This is a genomic window from Phycicoccus sp. Soil803 (assembly GCF_001429685.1).
Taxonomy (GTDB): domain Bacteria; phylum Actinomycetota; class Actinomycetes; order Actinomycetales; family Dermatophilaceae; genus Pedococcus.
Genome location: NZ_LMST01000001.1, coordinates 1 through 21,452 on the forward strand (window position 1 = coordinate 1; position 21,452 = coordinate 21,452).

At 66.6% G+C, this 21,452-nt stretch carries 18 protein-coding genes; 3 read left to right on the forward strand and 15 right to left on the reverse strand.

The genetic code is table 11. The features are described 5' to 3' along the window. The first annotated feature begins 171 nt into the window (after nt 1-171). The gene (locus ASG95_RS00005; RefSeq protein ID WP_057376104.1) at nt 172-447 is read left to right on the forward strand and encodes an FAD-dependent oxidoreductase; all 276 of its coding nucleotides are present in this window, start codon (nt 172-174) and stop codon (nt 445-447) included. 938 nt (nt 448-1,385) lie between these two features. Here ASG95_RS00005 and ASG95_RS00010 read toward each other — a convergent pair. From ASG95_RS00010 to ASG95_RS00060, 11 genes are all read right to left on the reverse strand, one after another. Further along, nucleotides 1,386-2,150, reverse strand: coding sequence for an amino acid ABC transporter ATP-binding protein (locus ASG95_RS00010; RefSeq protein WP_057376105.1), 765 nt, complete (start codon nt 2,148-2,150; stop codon nt 1,386-1,388). Then, a complete protein-coding gene (locus ASG95_RS00015; protein WP_082592977.1) occupies nt 2,147-3,133 on the reverse strand; it encodes an amino acid ABC transporter permease in 987 nt (328 codons plus the stop codon). Before ASG95_RS00015 ends, ASG95_RS00010 begins: the two co-directional genes overlap by 4 nt. Nucleotides 3,134-3,150: 17 nt before the next feature. Further along, nucleotides 3,151-4,119 (reverse strand): transporter substrate-binding domain-containing protein, encoded by a 969-nt coding sequence (locus tag ASG95_RS00020; protein ID WP_082592211.1) that lies wholly within the window; start codon nt 4,117-4,119, stop codon nt 3,151-3,153. Nucleotides 4,120-4,257: 138 nt separating this feature from the next. Then, nucleotides 4,258-5,112 carry a fumarylacetoacetate hydrolase family protein gene (locus tag ASG95_RS00025; protein ID WP_057376107.1) on the reverse strand — a complete coding sequence of 285 codons (855 nt, stop codon included), beginning with the start codon at nt 5,110-5,112 and terminating at the stop codon, nt 4,258-4,260. Beyond that, on the reverse strand, nt 5,109-6,065 hold the full coding sequence (locus ASG95_RS00030) for a catechol 1,2-dioxygenase (RefSeq protein ID WP_057376108.1): 957 nt from the start codon (nt 6,063-6,065) through the stop codon (nt 5,109-5,111). Before ASG95_RS00030 ends, ASG95_RS00025 begins: the two co-directional genes overlap by 4 nt. After that, nucleotides 6,065-7,567 carry an aldehyde dehydrogenase gene (locus ASG95_RS00035; RefSeq protein ID WP_057376109.1) on the reverse strand — a complete coding sequence of 501 codons (1,503 nt, stop codon included), beginning with the start codon at nt 7,565-7,567 and terminating at the stop codon, nt 6,065-6,067. Before ASG95_RS00035 ends, ASG95_RS00030 begins: the two co-directional genes overlap by 1 nt. After that, nucleotides 7,564-8,385 carry an acetoacetate decarboxylase family protein gene (locus ASG95_RS00040; protein ID WP_057376110.1) on the reverse strand — a complete coding sequence of 274 codons (822 nt, stop codon included), beginning with the start codon at nt 8,383-8,385 and terminating at the stop codon, nt 7,564-7,566. Before ASG95_RS00040 ends, ASG95_RS00035 begins: the two co-directional genes overlap by 4 nt. 61 nt (nt 8,386-8,446) lie before the next feature. After that, entirely contained in the window at nt 8,447-9,802 is a 1,356-nt protein-coding gene (locus ASG95_RS00045) for a glutamine synthetase family protein (protein WP_235543187.1), read from the reverse strand. Nucleotides 9,803-9,863: 61 nt separating this feature from the next. After that, nucleotides 9,864-10,640: an SDR family NAD(P)-dependent oxidoreductase gene (locus tag ASG95_RS00050; RefSeq protein ID WP_057376111.1), complete on the reverse strand. Its 777-nt coding sequence runs from the start codon at nt 10,638-10,640 to the stop codon at nt 9,864-9,866. Then, nucleotides 10,637-12,334 carry an FAD-dependent oxidoreductase gene (locus tag ASG95_RS00055; RefSeq protein WP_057376112.1) on the reverse strand — a complete coding sequence of 566 codons (1,698 nt, stop codon included), beginning with the start codon at nt 12,332-12,334 and terminating at the stop codon, nt 10,637-10,639. The genes ASG95_RS00050 and ASG95_RS00055 overlap by 4 nt, the downstream gene beginning before the upstream one ends. Before the next feature lie 37 nt (nt 12,335-12,371). Continuing rightward, entirely contained in the window at nt 12,372-13,688 is a 1,317-nt protein-coding gene (locus ASG95_RS00060; protein WP_057378636.1) for an aminotransferase class V-fold PLP-dependent enzyme, read from the reverse strand. Between the two features lie 339 nt (nt 13,689-14,027). On the opposite strand from ASG95_RS00060, the gene ASG95_RS00065 reads away from it, so the two are divergent. Further along, nucleotides 14,028-14,747 carry a TetR/AcrR family transcriptional regulator gene (locus ASG95_RS00065; protein ID WP_162259335.1) on the forward strand — a complete coding sequence of 240 codons (720 nt, stop codon included), beginning with the start codon at nt 14,028-14,030 and terminating at the stop codon, nt 14,745-14,747. A gap of 31 nt (nt 14,748-14,778) precedes the next feature. Here ASG95_RS00065 and ASG95_RS00070 read toward each other — a convergent pair whose 3' ends face one another. From ASG95_RS00070 to gabT, 4 genes are all read right to left on the reverse strand, one after another. Further along, complete coding sequence (locus ASG95_RS00070) at nt 14,779-15,507, reverse strand: gamma-glutamyl-gamma-aminobutyrate hydrolase family protein (protein ID WP_057376114.1); 729 nt, start codon at nt 15,505-15,507, stop codon at nt 14,779-14,781. Then, complete coding sequence (locus tag ASG95_RS00075) at nt 15,504-16,889, reverse strand: aldehyde dehydrogenase (RefSeq protein ID WP_200961851.1); 1,386 nt, start codon at nt 16,887-16,889, stop codon at nt 15,504-15,506. Before ASG95_RS00075 ends, ASG95_RS00070 begins: the two co-directional genes overlap by 4 nt. Before the next feature lie 446 nt (nt 16,890-17,335). Continuing rightward, nucleotides 17,336-18,820 (reverse strand): NAD-dependent succinate-semialdehyde dehydrogenase, encoded by a 1,485-nt coding sequence (locus ASG95_RS00080; RefSeq protein ID WP_057376116.1) that lies wholly within the window; start codon nt 18,818-18,820, stop codon nt 17,336-17,338. Nucleotides 18,821-18,852: 32 nt separating this feature from the next. Then, nucleotides 18,853-20,193, reverse strand: coding sequence for a 4-aminobutyrate--2-oxoglutarate transaminase (gabT, locus tag ASG95_RS00085; protein WP_057376117.1), 1,341 nt, complete (start codon nt 20,191-20,193; stop codon nt 18,853-18,855). A gap of 126 nt (nt 20,194-20,319) precedes the next feature. On the opposite strand from gabT, the gene ASG95_RS00090 reads away from it, so the two are divergent. Next, nucleotides 20,320-21,327, forward strand: coding sequence for a LysR family transcriptional regulator (locus ASG95_RS00090; protein WP_082592215.1), 1,008 nt, complete (start codon nt 20,320-20,322; stop codon nt 21,325-21,327). Nucleotides 21,328-21,452 lie beyond the last annotated feature (125 nt).

The following is a 21,452-nucleotide window of genomic DNA, read 5'->3' on the forward strand; positions in this document are numbered from 1 at the left end:
TCCTTTCGATCCGCGCGACGACCTCTTCCTGGAGTCCTATTTCCACCAAGGCGGTCTCGAATTTCGCGGACCGGGGAGCAGTCAGCCATCGACCAGGTGCTCGGGGTCGCAGCGCGGTCCTCGACGGCGCTCGGAAGCGCCGGTCCCCCCTGGCCATGGTCTGCTCGACGCATGGCATCCCTCTGGCTCGACCCGCCCCTGCACACCGACACCAATCGCCTGGAGCCGGAGGCGACCCCTGACGTGGTCGTCGTCGGCGCAGGCCTCACCGAGCGCGCCACGGCGGTGCTGCTGGCACAGTCAAGCCCTTCGGTGGTGGTCCTCGAAGGTGACGAGGTGGGCCACGGCACCACCGGCCACACCACCGCCAAGGTGAGCCTTCTGCAGGGAACCGTGCTGAGCGGCAAACAGGCCCATGCGTCGGACGCCTCACGCTGGCAAGACTGACCACCCTGGCTCGCCTAGGACGAGACCGGCGAGATGTTGCACGAGATGTGGCACGGCCGCCGGAAAGTGCCTTCTGACCTGCGCACCTGCGTACGTCTGAAAATCGGACGATTACAGAAGGCGCAGTACAGCATGGAAGTACAGCAGTCGGTGCGGCGGAGCTTGGCGCTCTGCGCAGGCTGACGGCGGGTCGCAAGCACGATGACGGCTTCCCGAGGCAAATGCCTGGAGTTCGGGACGAAGAGGCCGCAGGTTCAAATCCTGTCACCCCGACACATTCGCGCAGGTCAGGGGCCTGTGCGCCTACTCCGTCACGCTCGTTCGAGCCGAAAGTACCGCAGTAGGCGTACAGCAGCCGACACTTCTCGGACCAGATTTCGGGCCATCACCACGCTTGGAGCCCGGCCCCGAGCACCCAGACCTCTTCGCTCATTGCTATCGGTCATTCCCAGTCGTACTGAAGGTCGCGATCGCGCATGAAGAGAGAGTCAGGCCAGGGACCTACTCGTGGCCTCCACTCCCTGCGCCGCCGCCTTACGTTCATGGGCAACGCCGGATTCTGAACCCCGACCTCCCAAATGGCCAACTGGCGAGGCGCCTGCAGCGCAATGTGGCACGAGATGTTGCACGCCGCGTCGGTTAGGCCACACAGCCTGCGAGTTCGCGTTCACCTGAAGATCAGAAGGGCGGCGGTTCGACCCCGCCCCTGGCCACCGCCGCGAAGCTGCCGGTCAAAGGCTTTGAACTGCAGTTCTTCTTGATCCCATGAAACACCTCGGCGGGCAGGCAACGGACCGTGACTGGCAACGGACTGGGAGTGACCGCGATAACCCGATTCGCGAGGTATCGCACGACAATGCTGAGCCCGCCGGCACCTGCCCCTGGCAGGATGTGCCCAGCCTGGGAATCTCAGGAGGGTGCCGCTTCGGCGGCGGCCATCAGAGCCGAGCGAGAAACTGCCGCGTTCTGGCCTCAGTGGGCTGAGACAGGATGCCAGCCGGATCACCCTGCTCGACGATCGCTCCTTCGTCCATGAAGATGAGGCGATCAGCGACTTCGCGCGCGAACTCCATCTCATGGGTCACGACAATCATGGTCATGCCGGCTTTCGCCAGATCACGCATGACTGTGAGGACATCGCCGACGATCTCTGGGTCGAGTGCGGACGTTGGCTCGTCAAAGAGCATGAGCTTCGGCCGCATGGCGAGCGCTCTGGCAATGGCCACGCGCTGTTGTTGCCCGCCGGACAGTTGTCGTGGGTACTGATGTCCCTTCTCCGCCAATCCCACCTGGCCGAGGAGCTCGTGAGCCCGCTGCGTGGCGGAGGCGCGAGACTCCTTGAGCACCAGCATGGGTGCCTCGATCAGGTTCTCGATGACGGTCTTGTGGAGGAACAGGTTGAACTGCTGGAACACCATGCCCATGGATGCTCGCTGACGAGCTAGGTCCTTGGCGGCCCGTTCGACGACTTTGCCCCGCTCGTCGCGGTAACCGATGAGTTCATCCTCGAGGTAGATCCGACCGGCGTCCAGGGTCTCCAAGTGGTTGATGCAGCGTAGGAGCGTGCTCTTGCCCGAGCCGGATGGCCCGATGATGCAGAGCACCTCGCCGAGTGTTACGTCCAGTGACACACCGCGCAGGATTTGGACGTTCCCGTACCACTTGTGGACGTCCTCGACCCGGAGCAGGGGCCTCTCGTTCATCGCAGGGATCCCGTCTTCTTGGCGACTGCGCTCGGCGCGTGAGTCGCGTACCAGCGTCGGACCTTCTGGAGCGGAGTGAGAGGCATGGCCCTCAACGCGCCCTTCGCGTAGTGACGTTCGAGGTAGTACTGGCCGATGGACAGCACGGTGGTGAGGATCAGGTACCAAATGCTGGCGACCAGCAGCAGGGGGATCGTCTGGAACGTCTGTGCGTAGATGATCTGCACGGAGTAGAGCAGCTCGGGTGTAGATATCACGCTGACCAGTGAGGTCCCCTTGAGCATCCCGATGGCTTGGTTGCCGGTGGGAGGGATGATGATCCGCACCGCCTGGGGTAGCACGATGCGTCGCATCGCCTGCCCCTTCGTCATGCCTAGCACGAGCGATGCCTCCATCTGACCGCCCTCGACGGAGGCGATGCCCGCCCGGACGATCTCGGACATGTATGCGCCCTCGTTCAGGCCGAGCGCGAGAAGGGCAGCCGCGAGGGGAGTGACGATGTGGTTGACGTCCCAGGAGGCGAAACTCGGACCGAACGGTATCCCCAAGGAGATGCGGGGGATGAAAGACGACAGGTTGTACCAGAAGATGATCTGCACCAGAAGGGGTGTGCCGCGGAACAGCCAAATGAACGCCGACGCGCCCGTCGTGAGGATGACGCTGCGCGACATGCGCATGAGCGCAAGCATGATCCCCAAGATCACTCCGATCACCATGGCGGCGATGGTCAGCTCGATCGTCTTGATCAGACCGTCAATGACCTCCCGGCTCGTGAAGTAGTGCGCCACGACGTCCCACTGGAGGGTCGGTGACGTCACGAGCAGGTTGAGGAACATTGCGCCTAGGACCAGCGCGATGAGGGTCACTACAACCCGTCCGGCAGTGCGGGCTGGATGGGCGTTGGAGACCCAGGAGCCCACACCGCCGGACGCGCCGTCGCCGCCCGGAGGCGATGATCCCGTTGACGTCTTGACATTCGACATGGCCATGTCCTTTTTGCCTAGCTGGTGGAGGGATTGATCACTGCTTCAGTAACCGCGTTCTCGGACAGGTTCCACTTCTTGAGGATCTCTCCGTAGGTGCCGTCCGCGATCAGCTTGTCGACCGCTGCCTTTACCGCCTTGGCCAGGCCAGCGTCCTTGTTCAGGCCGATGCCCTCGATGATCGGCTGGTAGTCGAGCGGCTCGCGTTCGAACTTGTCGCCGGTTTGCGAGATGAGGTACTGGAGTGCGTCGGCGTTGCTGGCGAAGACCTTCACGCGGCCGTTGCTCACAGCCAGCTGCGCGGCGGCGTTGTTGGGGAAGGACTGCACGATCGGGTCCGGCTTGGCGGCTTCCTCGCACTTCGGGTTGATGGACTCCACGCTCTTGATGAAGGCGCTCCCCTCGACTGCTGCGACCGTGAGCCCGCAGACGTCCGTCGCGGTGTTGACGTTGACGTCGCTCCCACTCTTGCTTGCAAAGCCGGTGCCGACCTGGAAGACCCCGACGATGTCGATCTGCTTCAGCCGTTCTGGGGTCACGATGAGCGGACCGAAACTGCCATCGAAGCGGCCGTTCTGGATGCCGGGAATGAAGGTGGAGAAGTCACCGGAGACCGTGGTGTTCATCTTCACGCCTAGTACGTCGGCGATCGCGGCGCTCAGATCCATCGCCCACCCGACCTCCTTGCCATCCTTCTGGAAGGTTGCCGGTGGCGAGTTGTTGAAGACGATGTTCTTGATCTCGTCAGCGCTCTTGATGGCAGCGGGAAGCTGATCGGCGATGCTCTGGTCGAACTTCGCGTTCTGGTTGTTGGCGCCGCTGGATGGCCCGCCGTTGGCGGTGTTGTCGTCGCCGGACGAACCGCATGCCGCCGCGGTGAGCGCGATGGTGCTCACCGCAGCCAGCACGGTGAGGGATCGTCGGCAGGTGAGACGCGGTCGGTTCGTGTGCGCCGTCGGCCGCGTGGGCAGGGAGTGAGTGGACATGGTGTGTGCCTTTCCGGATGGGTGTGTTGGCTGGGGCTGCGTGCGGGTTGTTTCGGATCTCGCATGGGGAGGAGGCTGGTGGTTTCCCTGTCGCGACCTCTTGCTTCGTTGGCTGGCAGTCCTGATCGGTTTTCGGTCTCAGTTCCGCGGTGGTTGTGGTGCCCGTCTTCCGCGGTGCGGCCAGTCGCCGCCCTGGGCGGTCGAGAGGACTTCGTCGGACTCGGTGGGTTGGGCGCCAACGTCGTCTCGGACTGGGGTGGGGCCGGCGACGATGTGGTTGCGTAGAGTGCCGAGTCCCTCCACTTCGACTTCCACTACGTCGCCGGGGTAGACGGTTCGGGAGTTGGCGGGAGTGCCGGAGAGCAACACATCGCCCGGGTAGAGCGTGATCGTGCGGGCGATGTCGGCGACGAGGTAGTGCATGTTCCACTCCATCTCGTTGGTGTTGGCGTCCTGCTTGACCTGGCCGTTGACAGTCACCCGGATCCGCTTGTTTTGGAAGTCCCAGTCCTCGACCAGGCCGGGTCCGAGCGGGCAGAGCGTGTCCGAGCCTTTGACGCGAAGCATCGAGCCGGCATCGGTGTCCCGGAAGTCGTGCAGGCCGTAGTCGTTGGCCACCGTGTAGCCGCGGATGTACCGACCTGCGTCGCCCGCGGAGACATTGCGGCAGGTTCGTCCGATGACGATCGCGATCTCGCCTTCGTAGTTCAGCCAATTGCACCGCTCGGGGCGCACCACAGCGCCGTTGTGGCTGTTCAGCGACGATGTCGGCTTGTGGAAGTACGTTGGTGTTCCGGGCAGGCTGATCCCGAACTCGTCGACGCGGCTGCGGTAGTTCAGGTGGACCGCGATGATCTTGGTGGGGACTACGGGCGGCAGGTGGTGTGCGTTCTTGATGGCGACCACACGGCCGTCACCGACGATGAGGTTGTCGCCGGAGCGGACCGCCTCCACTTGGGCGCCGTCCAGCAGGATCCGGCGGTACTCGGTCATGATCCGGCCACCGCGGAGTCGTGCAGCGACGGCTGTTCTGCGGTGAGTGGCTCAATGTGGGTGCGCCGGGGCCGGGGAAAGCCGTCGGCTGGTCGATCGAACCACAGGTGGACCTGACCGGTGCCGATGGAGTTCTCGTACTCCCCGAACTGCCGGGACGGGGCGGTGCAGCTGCCTTCGCCGAGCGCGCCGATCATCATGAGGTAATGGCCGAAGCGCGCCTCCGGCCTGAACCGGTAGAACTCCGGCATCGACTCGAGGACCTTGGCGTGGTTTCCGCTGGCGAACCAGTCCAGTCGCTCCATGTCGGCCTCGTAGGCAGCGCGCGTGAAAATGTGCTCGATGCCGGCCGCTTCGTGGTCGCGCAGTTGGCGCAGCGGCCAGAACGTATGACTCATCGCGCCGGAGGCAATGAGCAATACCTTGCGGTCGGACTCGGCGATGGCGTCGCCCAGGGCCCGACCGAGCCGCAGATTGTCCTCGGTGTCCGCGGTCTGGCAGACCCCAATGGAGATCCATCTCTTCTCGGGTAGTCCCTGGCCGAGGAACTCCCACAGGTTGGTAGTGGCGTAGAAGATCGGCAGGTGGTCGTCCTCGACCGCCGTGATCCAGGTGCCGTGGCGCCCTGCCTTGGAGGCGATCAGGTGGGCGAGTTCCGGGTCGCCGGCGAAGTCGTACGGTCGTTGCTTCATGCCGCGCGGTAGTTCCTCGGACGTGAACAGGCCCGACCGCCGTTGCTGTGCGGTGACGACGAACTCCACTGTGGTTGCCCAGTGGGAGTCCAGCACAACCACGGTGTCGTAGTCAGCCTTGTCGAACACCTCGCGCCGCAGCTGCTCGAGGCCGGCTGGCAACGTTGAGTCCTCTCCGTGGTTCAGTTCCCGGCGGTCCTGTTCCGGAAGAACAATGGTCGGGACGTGCGCCAGTAGCCCGGCGCCCATGACTTCACCCATTACCTGCTTCCCTTCTGTTCGGAGTTCCAGCCCGTCGGCGAGAAGACCGTGTTCTTGATGTCGGAGTAGTAGTCGAACGACCACACACCGCCCTCGCGGCCGATTCCCGAGTGCCCGTTGCCTCCGAACGGTGCACCGAGGTCACGGACGAAGAAGCAGTTGACCCAGACCGTGCCGGCGTCGAGCGCGGCCGAAACCCGTTCTGCGCGCTCGGGTTCGCCCGTCAGCAGAGTGGCGGCGAGTCCGAACCTGGTGTCGTTGGCCATCTCGATCGCCTGCTCCTCAGTGCCGAACGTCTGCACCGTTAGCACAGGCCCGAACACCTCCTCAGTGACGATCTCGCTGTCGGGCGACACGTTCGTGAGGATCGTTGGACGGAAGTAGAGGCCGCCGAGCTCTGTGTTGGGTCCCCCGCCCAGCACTACCGATGCACCCTCAGCACGCGCGCGTTCGACGAAGCCGCTGACGCGCTGGAAATGCTGTCGAGAGACCAGTGCTGACACATCCGTGCTCTCGTCCCGCGGATCACCTTGGCGAAGCTGGCGGGCCCGATCGACCACAGCCTCGATGAAGCGGTTGTAGAGCGTGTCCTGGACCAGAATGCGGAAGGCGCCGAGGCAGACCTGGCCGGCGTTGTCGAACTGCTCCACAGCCAGGGAGACGGCGAGCTCGAAGTCTGCGTCGTCGAAGATGACCAATGGGGACTTTCCGCCCAGCTCCAGAGAAAGGGGAACGATGTTTGGTGCGGCCGCGGCGGCGACCTTGCCGGCGGTCGGTACTGATCCAGTGAACGAGAGGCGGCGGATCCCGCGATGTCCTGCCAGTGCGGCTCCCGCATCGGGGCCCAAGCCTTGGACGATGTTGAGCACCCCGGGCGGTAGGCCTGCGTCAGAAGTGATGTCGGCGAGCAGGGAGGCCGTGAGCGGAGCCCACTCCGGTGGCTTGAACACCACGGTGTTCCCCGACGCCAAGGCCGGCCCGATCCGCCACGTCGCCAGCATCAGCGGCGCGTTCCACGGTGTGATGACAGCGGTGACGCCCGATGGGTTGTATGTGATTCGCTCGCGGTGGCCCCGAATCTCTCGATCCGGGTGCATGAGGGTTCGCACCTGTTGGGCGAAGAACCGGAAGTTGTGACCCACCCTCGGCATCACGCTGCGGCGATGTGAACGCAGCAGCGAGCCGTTGTCACGGGTCTCCACCCGGGCCAGTTCGTCGGCGCGGGCGTCGATCCCGTCGGCTACCCGCTCCAGCGCGTGGGCGCGTTCGTCGGCCGACAAGGCCCTCCACGCCGGGAAGGCTCGTCGTGCCGCGGCGACGGCCGCGTCGACCTCCGCCGTGCCGCCGGCCGAAATGTGTCCCAAAACGGCCTCGTCGATGGGCGACAGGTCGGCGAAGGTGGTCCGCGAGCGCACCCGTCGGCCGTCGATCCAATGCCGGGTATCCACTAGCACGCCCTCGACGTCGATCGTCTCCTGGCCCAAGGTCGCCGCGCCGCTCATGAGGCTGCCACCTTGGCCCCGGCGAGGTTGTCGTGGAGCATCTCGCCCCCGTCCCAGGTCACTCCCACTTGGCGGTAGTAGGCACCGATGAGTTCATCTGGCTGAAGCAAGGTCAGCTCCTCCGTTGGTGAGTCGAAGAGGGTGAAGGTGTCGACGCGGGCCTGCCAGGGGGTTCCGCCTTCAGCCGATGCGGCGCCGGTCGAGATGATCTCGTCGAGTCGGTACGCGTCCGACTTGTCTATGGAGGTGACCTGCCGGTGGTGCGCCATCTTGTGGCTGTTCACGAAGCCGTTTGTGGCCGATGGGCCGGTCAGCGTGATCCGGGCTTCCGCAAGTCTTCGATCTGCCGCCGCTAGCGAGGCGCCGAACCGGGCGCCAGCCTCGAGGCGGGGCGCTGGCCCGTATGGGTGCGGCCGGGTCTGGTGGATCGAGCCGAGCTTCTTCGGGTAGCCCTGGTGGATGCCCCGTGCGATGGCGAAGTCGGTGTCGACCCAGATGAACACGCAGCGGCTGAACACCTGGCCCTTGAACTGGCAGCGAACCACGACGAAGGCTTCCTTGTACTGGCCGAGAACCGGGTCCAGCAGCTGTGCCCCGTCGGCGGCCGTTGATTGCCAGTCCGCCCAGATGAAGGCAACGGCACCGGGGTCGTCACCTGCCGGTTGCAGCGGGTCCGGCAGCAGATCTGCGACGCGTCGTGGATCTGTGCGGTACTCGATCGTGAGCAGGTCGCCGGAGTAGTGCCATGGCGGTGGCGGAAGCAGCGACGCTCGTCCGGTCGCCGTCTTCGGGTGATAGAAACCCTGGAGTTTGGCCACAGGAACTCCTTTGCTCGTGCGGATGTGGGCGGCGTTGCCACGGCGACAGCCGCTGGGGTGATCAGAGGTGGTAGGCGTACTCGGCGAACTCCCAGTCCGTGACGAAGCGGGAGAAGCGCTCGAGCTCGTTGCGTTTGTAGGTCAGGAAGTTGTTGATGAACTTGGGACCCAACATTCCCCGAAGCTCGGTGTCTGCCTCCAAGGCGGCGAGTGACGCAGCCAAGTCGGCCGGTAGCTTCTCGGCCTTGGTGGGGTCGTATCCGTAGCCCTCAAGTGGGTCCGGTGCGGTGAGGGCATCGCGGATACCGAGATAGGCAGCGCTGAGCAGCCCCGCGATGGCCAGATATGGATTCGCGGTGGCGTCCCCGAGCCGAAGCTCGAGCCTGGTCGCCTTTCCACGCTCGGGTGGGATGCGCACCATGGCGCTGCGGTTGTCCAGACCCCAGTCGATTAACCACGGGGCGATGGTGTCCGGGCCAAATCGCTTGTAGGAGTTGATCGTGGGGTTGTTCACCGCGGCCAGCGCCGGGGCGTGGGCCAGAATTCCCGCGAGAGCGGACAGTGCCGTCTTCGACAGCCCGTGTTCGGAGCCCGGCCCTCCGTCGAAGGCGGCCTCACCGTCGTCAGACCAGGCCGAGAAGTGCAGGTGGAACCCGGATCCGCCCTCATCGTTGAACGGCTTGGCCATGAACGTGGCCAACTTGTCCTCTCGGCGGGCGAGCTCCTTGATGGCTGACTTGAAGCGGAAGGCACGGTCGGCGGCATCAAGCGCGTCCGAGTGCCACAGGTTCAGTTCGAACTGACCTGAGGAGTACTCGTGATTGCCAGAGACGGCCTCGATGCCGTAGTCGCCCAGCAGGCGCAGGGTCCGAAGGAGAAAGTTGTCCGGGTCGCCTTTCAGCCCGGATACGTAGACGTTGCCCGCGGCTTCGCCGTAACGCCGCCACCCTGTGGGGGAACCAGGGTCGCGTTCGAGGACGTAAAATTCCAGCTCGGGTCCCACCACCGGGCGGAGACCCAGTTCGACGAATTTGTCCACGACCCGACGAAGCACCTGGCGGGGGCTGTCGCTGGCTGGTGACCCGTCCGGCTCGTAGAGGTCGGCGATGCAATGAGCGACCCCGGGCTCCCATGGCACAGCCTGCAGCGTCGCGAGATCCGGCACAGCGACGACGTCGGGCAACCCGTCGCCCCGCCCGCCGTCGATATCGACGGTGTCTCCCTGCGGGGTTGTGCCGAAAACGGACCGGCAGAAGGCCAAACCGCTTCCCAATGTGCGCGGCAGCCTGCTGACCAGTACATCGCGGCCACGCTCTGTGCCGAGGACGTCCGCGTAGCCGACCCGCACCACGTCGGTACCACCAGCGGTTAGCTGCGCCGCAGCCTCGGTCAACGGACCGTTCATGTCGAGCTTCACAGCCGTACTCCTGGTGTGACCGGTACGCGGGGTGCAGCCGTGACGGGCTGCCGGGAGCGGTTCACGCGATCAACCCGCCATCGATGAGCAGCGCGGCGCCGCTGGTGTAGCTGGACTCCGAACTGGCCAAGAACAGGACGGACTTGGCGACCTCTTCGTATGTCCCCTCCCGGCCCAGGGGTACAAGGTCGCTAACCCGTTCGCGGCGGGCCGCCTTCTGTTCGTCGCTCATGGTGGCCCGGCGGTCGGTGGTAATCGCCTCGAGGGGTCCCGGGCAAATGGCGTTGGTGCGGATGCCTTGAGCGGAAAAGTCTCGGGCCAACGACCGGGTGAGGGCGATGATGGCGGCCTTTGAGATGCCATAGGCCGCTTCCTGTGCCGAAGCCCGCATCCCCGCCGATGACGCGGTGTTGACGATCGCGCCGCCCCCGGTCGCGATCATCGCCGGGATGGCCTCCTTCGCGAACAGGTATGCGGACTTGACATTGACGTTGATGATCGAGTCCCACAGGTCCTCGGTGGTCTCGACCAAAGTGGTGGCCTCCAGCGGATCGATGCCAGCGTTGTTGAACAGGACGTCGAGACGGCCGAATTGGGACAGCGCGGTCCGCACGGCCTCCTGCGCGGTGAGGGCGCGCGACACATCACCAACCACGGGCACGACGTTCGCGCCCATGCCTGACAGCTCGACGACGACGTCGCGCAGCGACTGTTCGTCGCGGTCCACCAACACGAGGCTGGCGCCCTCGTTCGCGAACTGCCGGGCAGCGGCCAGGCCCAAACCGGAAGCGGTGCCGGTCGCGAGCACCACGCGGTCGGCGAAACGAGAGCTGTTCACGATGTCTTCTCCCTGATTGGTTCGGTAGCGCTCGGCATGTGGCTCTCAGGCGCTGTGTGGGACTCCCCCGGTGTTTCATTCGCGACACCGCGCGGTCTAGTGACCGCGGTTCCAACCCGCTCGCCGACGAGTAGACCCGCCGTCAAAGCCGGACCGAGCGAGGCGCCGGATCCGGCGTAGCCGGGGCCCATCAGCGCGGCCGCCGCCTCGCCGCAGGCGAACAGGCCGGGGAGGGGTTTGTTGTCGAAGTCCACAAGTGCGCCGGCCGGGTCAGTAACCAGGCCACCCTTGGTGCCGTTCAGGCCCAACGAGACCTCAATGGCGAAGTAGGGCGCGGTGCCCAGGGTGCCCAGGCAGGGGTTGGGGCGGTGGGTGCTGTCGCCGTTGAAGGCGTCGTGGGGGTCCCCGCCTCGACCGAAGTCCGAATCCTCGCCCCGCAGCGCGTGCTCGCCCATCACAGCGGTCGTGGCGATCAGCCCGGCCGGGTCAACTCCGACTTGCTCGGCGAGCGAACCAATGTCCGGCGCTGAGGCGAACCAGGCTGGCACTGGCATGTTGGGCGCGACGCCGGCGACCGCATACCGACTCTTGAACGCCGCGTCGAAGACCAGCCATGCGCGCTCGTTCGGGTACCGGTGCGTCGTCGGATCGAAACGCAGAAAGGCCTTGCCCAGATCGTTGTAGGAGCTGGCTTCGTCCACGAACCGGGTGCCACTGTCGTTGACGAGGACGGATCCTGGGTAGGCGAGCTCGCGCACAAGGTTGCGATGGGTCGCAGGCGCCCCGTCCGGGTCGGCGGGAATGGTTGTGGCTGCTGTCCACCAGGCCTCGCTCATGCCGGTTAGGTGGGCTCCGTGGGGCAGCGCCAACCGGAAGGCATCGCCATAGCTGCCGGCGGCCGCGGTGGGCAGCATCTGGACCGGCGGGAGGAAGTCGCGTCGCAGCGCGCTGTTCTCAGCGAATCCGCCGCTGGCGAGGACTACGGCGCCGGCCTTGATTGCGGTCACCGAACCGTCGGGGCGGCGAGCAGTGATGGTGAACCCCTCGCTTCCGACCCGGGATATCGAGACGACGCGACGCTCGGCCACGAGTGTTACTCCCCGCGCCAGTGCGGCGGCGACTAGCCCGGCCACCAAACCGGCGCCCTGCGTCCGGACGTCACGGCTCTGACGTGTCAGCACCTCCTGGGGGTCCAGGCCGCCACGCGACTCGGTGCTGGTCAGGGGCCCGCGGGTCGATGAGGTTCGCACCTTTCCGCGCAACTCCCCCAAGGCTGCGGTGGGGACGGGCAATGGCTCTAGGCTTCGGCCGGCCCGCGCCCCGGGCCAGTGGGGGTGGTAGTCGGGTCGAGAGATGGCCTGCAGGGGTATCCCCAGGTCCTCCAGGTACTGGGCCAGCCTCGGGCCGGCGTCGAGGAACGCGCTCAGGTGCGCCTCGCTGGAGGCGCCGAGGGTGTTTCGCCGGAGGTAGCGCAGCGCATCGGCTCGGGAGTCCGAGTAGCCGGATCGGTGCATGACGGGGTTGTCGGGGATCCAGAGCTGACCGCCGGACACCGCGGTGACGCCACCGAACAGATCCGTGGCCTCGAGCACCAAGACCCGGGCCCCGCGGTCGGCCGCTGCACATGCCGCGACAAGTCCTGCCCCCCCAGAGCCGACCACCACAACGTCGCACTGGTCCAGTTTCGTGCTCATCGGCTCTCCCTTCTTGAGGTAGTGGTGGGATGGAACGTCAGCCGGCGGCCGTGGCCAGCTCGTCGATTGCCGAATGCAGGAAGTCGACCCATTGCTCGCTCTCTGGCTTCATCAGCACGCTGCGCAGGATCCGGCCGTGATCCACGTCGGCCGTAATGCGGTGACCACGGGCGGCCAAGGCTTCCGCGGTCACGCTGTACGTCGCCACGAAGACCGCGTCTTCCTTTGGCCTCGTCATACCCGCGTCGAGCACGTGGGCTGACACACGATCAACGTCGGAGAGACTCGCCCGACGGGGCAGGTAGGTCACGATGTCCAGCTCCGGCGGTTGGTACAGGGCGAGGGTTGGGGAGTCGGCCAGCAGATCGGCCCAGGCAAGTGCGGCTCGCCGGCCCGGTCGCAGGACACGACCCAACCCCTCTGCCGTGAACGGCAGCACCTGGGATGTGACCCACAGCGCGGCTGCCGCCGCACCCGACCGTGAGCACTCCAGAGAGATTTCGCCCAGGTGGAGCTCGTCGGATGTGAAGTACGTGTATGGGGAGTCGTGGGTGTAGAAACGAATCACTTGCGGGTCTTTGAAGAGCACCGCCCCGCAGCCGTAAGGCTGCAGCCCGTGCTTGTGCGGGTCGACCACCACCGAGTCGCAATCGGCGATCGACCGGAAGGGCGCCGCCTGCACCCCATCGGGTGAGTCGTCCGCGATGAGGCGGAAGAACCCTCCATAGGCGGCATCGACGTGGATGCGCGCGCCGTACCGCTGGCATAGCGGCACCGCCTCGTGGACCGGGTCCACGGCTCCAAGTCCGGTGGTGCCGGTGGTCAACACAACCGTCCCGACGGTTCCGGTGCGCAGCAGTTCCTCGAGTGCCGCCAGATCCATCCGACCGGCCGCGTCGGTGGCCACAGCATGACCCTCGACGCCCAGCACGTGGCACATCCGGCCGTGCGTGTAGTGGGCGTCGGCGCTGAAGGCGATGCCCTTGCCGGGATGCGTCTCCCGGGCTACGAACAGGGCCTCCAGATTCGCGATGGTGCCGCTGCTGGTCAGGTGACCGAGGAAGTCAGTTCCATACCCGAACATGGCCGCGAGCTGAGCGACCACTTCCTTCTCCATTTGTGCCGTGGCCGGCCCGCCGTCGAGCGCGTGGTTGTTGGGGTTGATCAGCATCGCGGCGAGGTATCCGATCACCGACACGGGGTGTGGCGGCTTGAGCATCTGGCCGGCGTAGCGGGGATGGAAGAAGGGGTAGTTGTCCTCGAGCCGACCGATCAGCTCGTGCAAGGCATCGTCGAGCTGGTCCGCGTGGATAGTCGTCGCTGGGTGAGGCTCGAAGGCTCCGAACTGCGACATCCAACGCGAGATCCCGTCGACAACGAGAGCAAGGTTGTCGTTCAGCTCTGCCCGCGCCGTCGGCTCTGTCTCAAGGGGGGTACGCGCTCCGGGGACGGTCATCGTGATCGCTGCCTCTCTAGCGAGTGGGCGGGTCATTGCAAGGTTTTCTTCTACGCTTGTAGAGCCAACTCAGCAACCGTAGCGACACCGCCCCAACCTTGTCTATAGTTTTCTTCGACGCATGACCAAAAACTCGCGAATCGGCTCGCGCCAGCGAGTGCCAGCAGCCGCAGCAATGCCCTACGCCATCCCGCGCGACGGATGGGGGCCGTGATCCATGCCGGTAGGTCTTGCCGAATGGCCAAAGCTCAAGGAGAGGGAGGCGGCATCACTGTGCCGAAACTTGTCGACCACGAACGGCGCCGAGCCGAGATCATCGATGCCACCCTGCGTCTCGTGGCGCGGGATGGGCTGGGGGGCGCCACCATGCGCGCGATCGCCAAGGAACTCGGCGTTGCCAACGGGGCGATAGGCCACTACTTCACGAATCAGGACGCCTTGCTGGCCGCCACCTACGAAGAGGTCTTCGCCCGAACCAATGGGCGCGCCGCCGAACGCGCTGCGGGTCGGCGCGGTCTCGACGCGCTCTTGGCGACGTTACGCGAGCTGCTGCCGATGGACGCGGTGACCGTCGACGAGGCCCGAATCGTCGTCTGCTTCTGGGGACGCATCACCACCGACGAACGCCTCCGCGCCCTCCTGCCCAAGGAGCACGAAGCCTGGACCCGCAGTGTCCAGCAGATGCTCGAGCAGGCGATCGAGGACTGCGACCTGAGCGCGGAGGCGGAGCCGGCTCCGCTCGCCGAGCTGCTCGTGACGACCGTGCATGCCATGCAGGTCCGAGCGGTAACTCTTCCTCACCGCACACCACCGTCGATGCAGCGGCTACTGATCGAGCAGATCCTCAAGCCGTGGACCGAGCCCGGAACGTCGCTACGCGGCAGGTGGCCTGCCGACGTGGCTGCCCTTCACGACCCGGCGGAAGTCCCAGTAGATCGCTCACTGCTTCACAGTTGAGCGGCCAGTCCGGCCTGTGAAGACCGCCCCTTCAGCTCGACGGCTGAAGCGAACGCCGGCTGGCTGCCACCAGCTGGGCGAAGATGGCCATCTGCGCTGGGTCGGTCGCCGCAGTGTCTTCGGGGTGCCACTGCACTCCGAGGAACCAAGGCGCATCGGCCGCAACCATCTCAACGGCCTCCACGGTGCCGTCCCCTGACCAGGCGACCGCCACCAACCCATCGCCCAACCGGTCCAGCGCCTGATGGTGGTAGCAACTGATCGACAGCGTGCGGGTGCCGAGAGCGTCGGTCAGGGCGCACGCCCGTTCGAGGGTGAGCTCCGACACAACATGGCGGTGCGGACGGTCCATGTGAGCAACCAGCGTGCCGCCCATCGCGACGTTTGCCACCTGCAGACCCCGGCAGATCGCGAGCACCGGGCGCCCGGTGCGCAGGGCCCATCGGGCCACCGCGAGGTCGAAGGCGTCCTGCTCAGGGTCCATGTCATAGTGCTCGCCATGCTCGAGGCCGCCGTACAACGCAGGCGTGATGTCTCCGCCCCCGGGCAGAAGCACCCCGTCGGCAAAGTCGAAGCGATCGGCGACCTGTCCCTCGTCGACCAGCCCGTCCCGCGCGTGAGGGTGCACCGTGACCGGCTCACCCCCGGCGTCGAACACTGCAGTCGCCAACGCGCGTGCGGTGACCTCGGCGCGGAACCTCAGGGCTGAGGCGGACTCGGAGAACCGAGCCGGGACGATGATCAGCGGTCGACCACTCACAGCGCCAACCAGGTGGTCTTGAGCTCCGTGTACTTCTCCAGCGCGTGGACGGATTTGTCGCGACCATTTCCGCTCTGCTTGTAGCCGCCAAAGGGAACGGTCATGTCGCCCTCCTCGTAACAGTTCACCCACACCGTCCCCGCCTGGAGCTGACGGGAGACCCGGTGGGCGGTCCCGACGTCACGGGTCCACACGGCTGCGGCAAGGCCGTAGACCGAGTCGTTTGCCATGCGCACAGCCTCGGCCTCGTCCTCAAAGGTGAGAACCGAGAGGACCGGCCCGAACACCTCATCGCGCGCGATGGCCATGTCCGGCTCGACCAAGTCCAGAACGGTGGGCTGGGAGTAGAACCCGTCCCCCGGGCCGGGTGGCCTGCCTCCGCCGGTTCGCAACCGCGCGCCCTCATCCACCGCACGCGCCGTGTGGGACTCGACTCGCTCCCGATGGGCTGCGCTGACCAGCGGGCCCACCTGGGTCCCAGGGTCTAGGGGGTCACCGATTTGCAGCGCCTCCGCGGCCCGCACGACTCCATCGACGACCTCGTCTCGCACCGAACGGTGCACAAGGAGGCGCGAGGGTGCCGTGCACATCTCGCCCTGGTTGAAGAAGATGTTTCCAGCGGTGCCGGCAACCGCTGCAGCAAGGTCGGCGTCCGGCAGCACGATGCTCGGCGACTTCCCGCCCAGCTCCAGCCAGACCCGTTTGAGATTGGAGTCTGCGGCGTAGCGCAGGAACTCTCTGCCCACCTCCGTCGACCCGGTGAAGGCCACCGTGTCGACGTCGGGGTGCAATGCCAAGGCGCGCGGCGTCGCAGAGCCTTGCCCCGTAACGACATTGAGCACGCCGTCCGGCACACCTGCCTCCAGCGCGAGTTCGGCCACCCGCAACGCCGACAGTGGTGAGAGCTCCGATGGTCGCACGACGACGGTGCATCCAACCGCCAGAGCGGGTGCCACCTTCCATGCCAGCAGGGTCATCGGGAAGTTCCACGGAACGACTACGCCCACCACCCCGACCGGTTCGCGCGTGACGAGCGCGAGCGCATCCCGGCCAACCTCGGGTATCTCCCCGGAAAGCTTGTCCGCCCATTCGGCGTACCACCGGTAGCACGCGACGGTCGTCCGCATCTCGATCGCAGACGCGTACTCGATGGGCTTACCCATCTCGAGCGAGACCAACAGGGCCAGCTCGTCGCGGTGAGCCTCGATGACGTCGGCGAATCGGTGCATCACCCGCTTCCGCTCGGCAGGTGACATCCGGGACCAGGGAGAGTCGGCGAAGGCACGCCGGGCCGCAGCGACCGCCGTGTCGACATCGACGGCGCTCCCGTCCGGTACGGCCGTTAGGGGCCGTCCGTCCCGAGGCGACAGGACCTCCGTCACACGTCCGTCCGCGGCCGGGGCGCAGCGACCATCGATCACCATCCGCCCAGGCGGAACTAGCGATTCCGCTCGAGCGCGCCACATCTCTGCTGTCTCTCCGGCTGCCATGGTGGCCCTTCGTTGGGGAGGAAGTACACGGTTGCTACGCGAGTAGTCGGATAGCCCTCACGGACTGGTTTCACTGGGTAGCTGATCGGCATCGCTTATTTTCTACGCATGTCCAATTTAGGCCGCGGCAGAAGACTCGTCAAGCGGCCCAAAGAGCGGCTCGCCGTAAACGTGTTCTGACAAGTGGCGAGCGCAATCGGCAACGATGGATCCACAGCCCTGCGAAGCCATGACCGGTTGCGCGAGATGGGCGTGGCCGTCCTCCTGCCCGCCGCCTGAGCGATCGGAACCACACCGAGGATCGGCGCAAACGGCCGTGACGCTCGACCGGCAGCGCGTCATCCGGGTTGGGCAACGCGAAGTGAGAGACCGACGTAGGTGGTCTCCAGGTATTCGTTGATGCCCTCCAAGCCGCCCTCGCGGCCGAACCCCGATGCCTTGACGCCACCGAACGGCGCTGCCGGGTTGGACACGACCCCGGTGTTCACCCCCACCATGCCGAACTCGAGCGCCTCGCTGATGCGCAGGGTGCGAGCGAGGTCCCTGGTGTAGACGTAGGCCGCCAGGCCGTACTCGGTGTCGTTGGCGCGCGCCACCGCCTCAGCCTCGGTGGTGAACGTAGTGAGCGCGGCGACCGGGCCGAAGATCTCCTCGCGGATGAGGTCCGCGTCTGCGGGCACGTCGGTGAGGACCGTTGGGGCGTAGAAGTACCCTTGCTCTCCAACGGTTTTCCCACCACAGGCGACGCGCGCGCCCCTGACCACGGCGTCGTCCACGAGCGCTGCCACCTTGGCTTGCGCCTTCGCGTCGATGAGCGGACCCACTGTAGTACCAACCTCGGTCCCGCGCCCCACCGGCATACGGGACATCCGCTCCGCAAGCCGCGCGGCGAAGGTGTCGGCGACGGACTCGTGGACCAGGAAGCGGTTGGCCGCGGTGCACGCCTCCCCGCCATTGCGCATCTTGGCGAGCAGGGCGCCCTCGACTGCTGCGTCGAGGTCGGCGTCCTCGAAGACGATGAACGGCGCGTTGCCACCGAGCTCCATCGACACCCGCAACAGCTGGGTCGCCGACTGCTCGACCAGGGTGCGCCCCACTGGTGTCGACCCGGTGAACGTGAGCTTGCGCGTGCGCGGGTCGCGAACCAGGGGCTCCATGACCTCGGCGGTGCGCGTCGTCGTGATGACGTTGATGACACCGGCTGGGACACCCACCTCACTCAACAGGTCGGCGAGGGCGAGCATCGTCAGGGGCGTCTGGCTGGCGGGCTTGACGACCATCGTGCACCCGGCGGCGATGGCCGGGCCGATCTTGCGGGTTCCCATGGCCAGTGGAAAGTTCCACGGCGTGACCATCAGCGTCGGGCCTACCGGCTTCTTCATGGTCAGCAATCGGGTGCCGCCGTTGGGCGCGCTCATCCAACGACCGGAGATGCGGACCGCCTCCTCCGCGAACCAGCGGAAGAACTCGGCGCCGTAAGCCACCTCGCCGCGCGCCTCGGCGAGCGGCTTGCCCATCTCGAGCGTCATGAGCGTCGCGAAGTCCTCGGTGCGCTCCACGAGCAGCTCGTATGCCGCCCGCAACAGCTCGCCGCGCTCGCGGGGCGCCGTGGCCGCCCATTCGCGTTGTGCAGTCGCGGCGGCCGCCAGCGCCGCGTCGCCGTCGGCGACCGTCGCGTCTGCGACCGACGCGATCACCAGGCCGGTGGCGGGATCCTCGACATCCACGAGAGCGCCATCGGATGCCTCACGCCACTGTCCGCCGATGAACAAGCCAGTGGGGACGGAGGCGACGAGCGCGGCCTCGGAGGCGCTCAGTGCCATCGAAGATCTCCTTGGGATGCAGGCGGGCTGGCTCACGCGTTGGCCACGAATGCCTGCTCGAGGATGTCCAGGCCTTCGCTGAGCAGCTCGTCACTGATCGACAGCGGCGGGAGGAAGCGGAAGACGTTGCCGTAGGTGCCGCAGGTCAGCGTCACCAACCCGTGGGCGTGGCAGTACTTGTTGAGCGCCGCGGTGAGCTCGGGGTTGGGCGTGGTGTCTCCGCGGCCCTTGACGAGCTCGATGGCCAACATTGCGCCACGGCCGCGGATATCGCCGATCACGTCGAACTTCTCGGCGAGCTGCTGCAGCCGCCCGAGGAAGAGCTTCTCGATCGCGCGGGCGCGGCCGCGCAGATCGTCTACCTCCATGGTCTCCATCGCGGCCAAGGCCGCGGCGCACGCAATGGGGTTACCGCCGTATGTGCCGCCGAGCCCACCGGCGTGCACCGCGTCCATGACCTCGGCGCGCCCGGTCACGGCGGCCAGCGGCAGGCCGCCGGCGATGCCCTTGGCTGTGGTGATGAGGTCGGGCACCACCCCTTCGTGGTCGCAGGCGAACCATTCCCCGGTGCGGCAGAAGCCGGTTTGGATCTCGTCGGCGATGAGCAGGATCCCGTGCTCCCGGCACCACTGCGCGACCCGGCGCAGCCAGCCGGCCGGCGGCACGATGAAGCCACCCTCGCCCTGGATCGGCTCGATGATGACGGCCGCGACGTTCTGCTCGCCCACCTGCGCATGGACCTGCGTTGCGAACGCCTCGAACGCCTCCTCGGCGGTGCGCTCGCGGTCACCGGTCCAGCGGTACGGGTAGGCCATCGGTGCGCGGTAGACCTCGCCGGCGAACGGCCCGAAGCCGTGCTTGTAGGGCATGCTCTTCGCGGTCAGCGCCATTGTGAGGTTGGTGCGGCCGTGGTAGGCGTGGTCGAACGCGACAACCGCGGTGCGCCCCGTGAAGACGCGGGCGACCTTCACGGCGTTCTCGACCGCCTCGGCGCCGGAGTTGAACAGCGCCGATCGCTTCTTGTGGTCACCGGGCGTGAGCAGCGCGAGCTTCTCGCAGACGGCCACGTACTCCTCATACGGCGTCACCATGAAGCAGGTGTGCGTGAAGTCCTCGACCTGGCGCTTCACCGCCTCGACCACGCGGGGGGCAGACGCGCCAACCGTGGTCACAGCGATCCCTGAGCCGAAGTCGATGAGCTGGTTGCCGTCGACATCGACGAGGATTCCTCCACCTGCCCGCTCGACATAGACCGGCATGCCGGTGCCCACCCCCGCCGAGACGGCGGCCAGCTTCCGGGACTGCAGCGCCTGGGAGCGCGGGCCCGGAATCGCCGTGGCGAGGTGGCGGCGCTGCTCGACGGTCGTGGCCATGTCGGATCTCCTTCTCGGACGTGCACATCGGGCGGAGTGCCCGTTGCCAACGACCCAGCCTCGGCGAGGCCGTACCATGCTGTCCAATACCTGTCCTGCACGCCAACCATGCCCTGGAGGCATGCCGTGGAACTGCGCACCCTGCGTTACTTCGCCGCCGTCGCCGAGGCAGGCTCGGTCACCGCGGCCGCCGCCGCGGTGCACATCACGCAACCCTCGCTGTCGCGCCAGGTGCGCCAGCTCGAACGCGACCTGGGCATCACCCTCTTCGCCCGGGAGGACGGCCGTCTACGACTCAGTGCCGCCGGCCGCGAGTTCCTCCCGGTGGCGCAGGCCCTCGTGGCCCAGGCCGACGCCGCCCTCGCCACCGCCGCCGACATCGCAGCGGGGAAGCTGCAGCGGATCGTCATCTCGGCGCCGGGCACGACCCTCACGGATGTCGTGGCACCGTTCCTGGCGACCCTGGCCGAGGGTGATCCGATGCCCGCCGTCTGGGAGGAGGTTCCGTCCTCGGTCTACGAGACGCTTGGGCGCGGCGCCGACCTGGCGGTGGGCACGACTCCCCCACCGCGGCATCACGCCGGCCTCGCCTTGGCCGACCTCCCTGTGTTCGCGTACGTCACGGGGGGCCACCCGTGGGCCCGCAGGTTCCGGGTGCCGTTGGATGAGCTGGTCGAGCAGCCGCTGCTGGCCCAGAGCCGGGAGTTTCACCCCCGGCGCGCTCTCGACCAGGCCGTCGCCCTCGGCGGACTCGGCTACCGCGCTGTCCAAGAGTTCGAGACTGCCGAGGTGGCCCAAGCCGTGGCGGCCTCCGGACGCGGGGTCGCCGTCGTCTCCGACGACCCGCGTTTCGGTCTGCGCGGACTCGGGATCGACGGCCCAGCCGGCGCCGTGCACATCAGCCTGTACGCCGCGTGGGATCCCAGACACCACGGGGCCGAAGAGATTGCGGGTATCGCGAAGCGACTCAGGGACTTCTGCCTCGCCCGCTACGGAGCGCAGGTGACGCCGCCGCGGCGGCGTGCCAGCCAGCGCACGACCGGGATAACCGACCACAGCGCCGGAAGCCGTGAGACGCAACAGGCTCACTCCTGGACCGCGCACGAACGGGGCCCACCGGACCATTTAGCTTAGAGATTGACAATGCATCCGGCAGGACATCTGCGAGATGGCCGCCGGCACCTGAAAATCGGAGAATCAAGGGCGCGTGCGGTACAGCACGGAAGTACAGCAGTCGGTGCGACGGAGCTTGCCTCTCT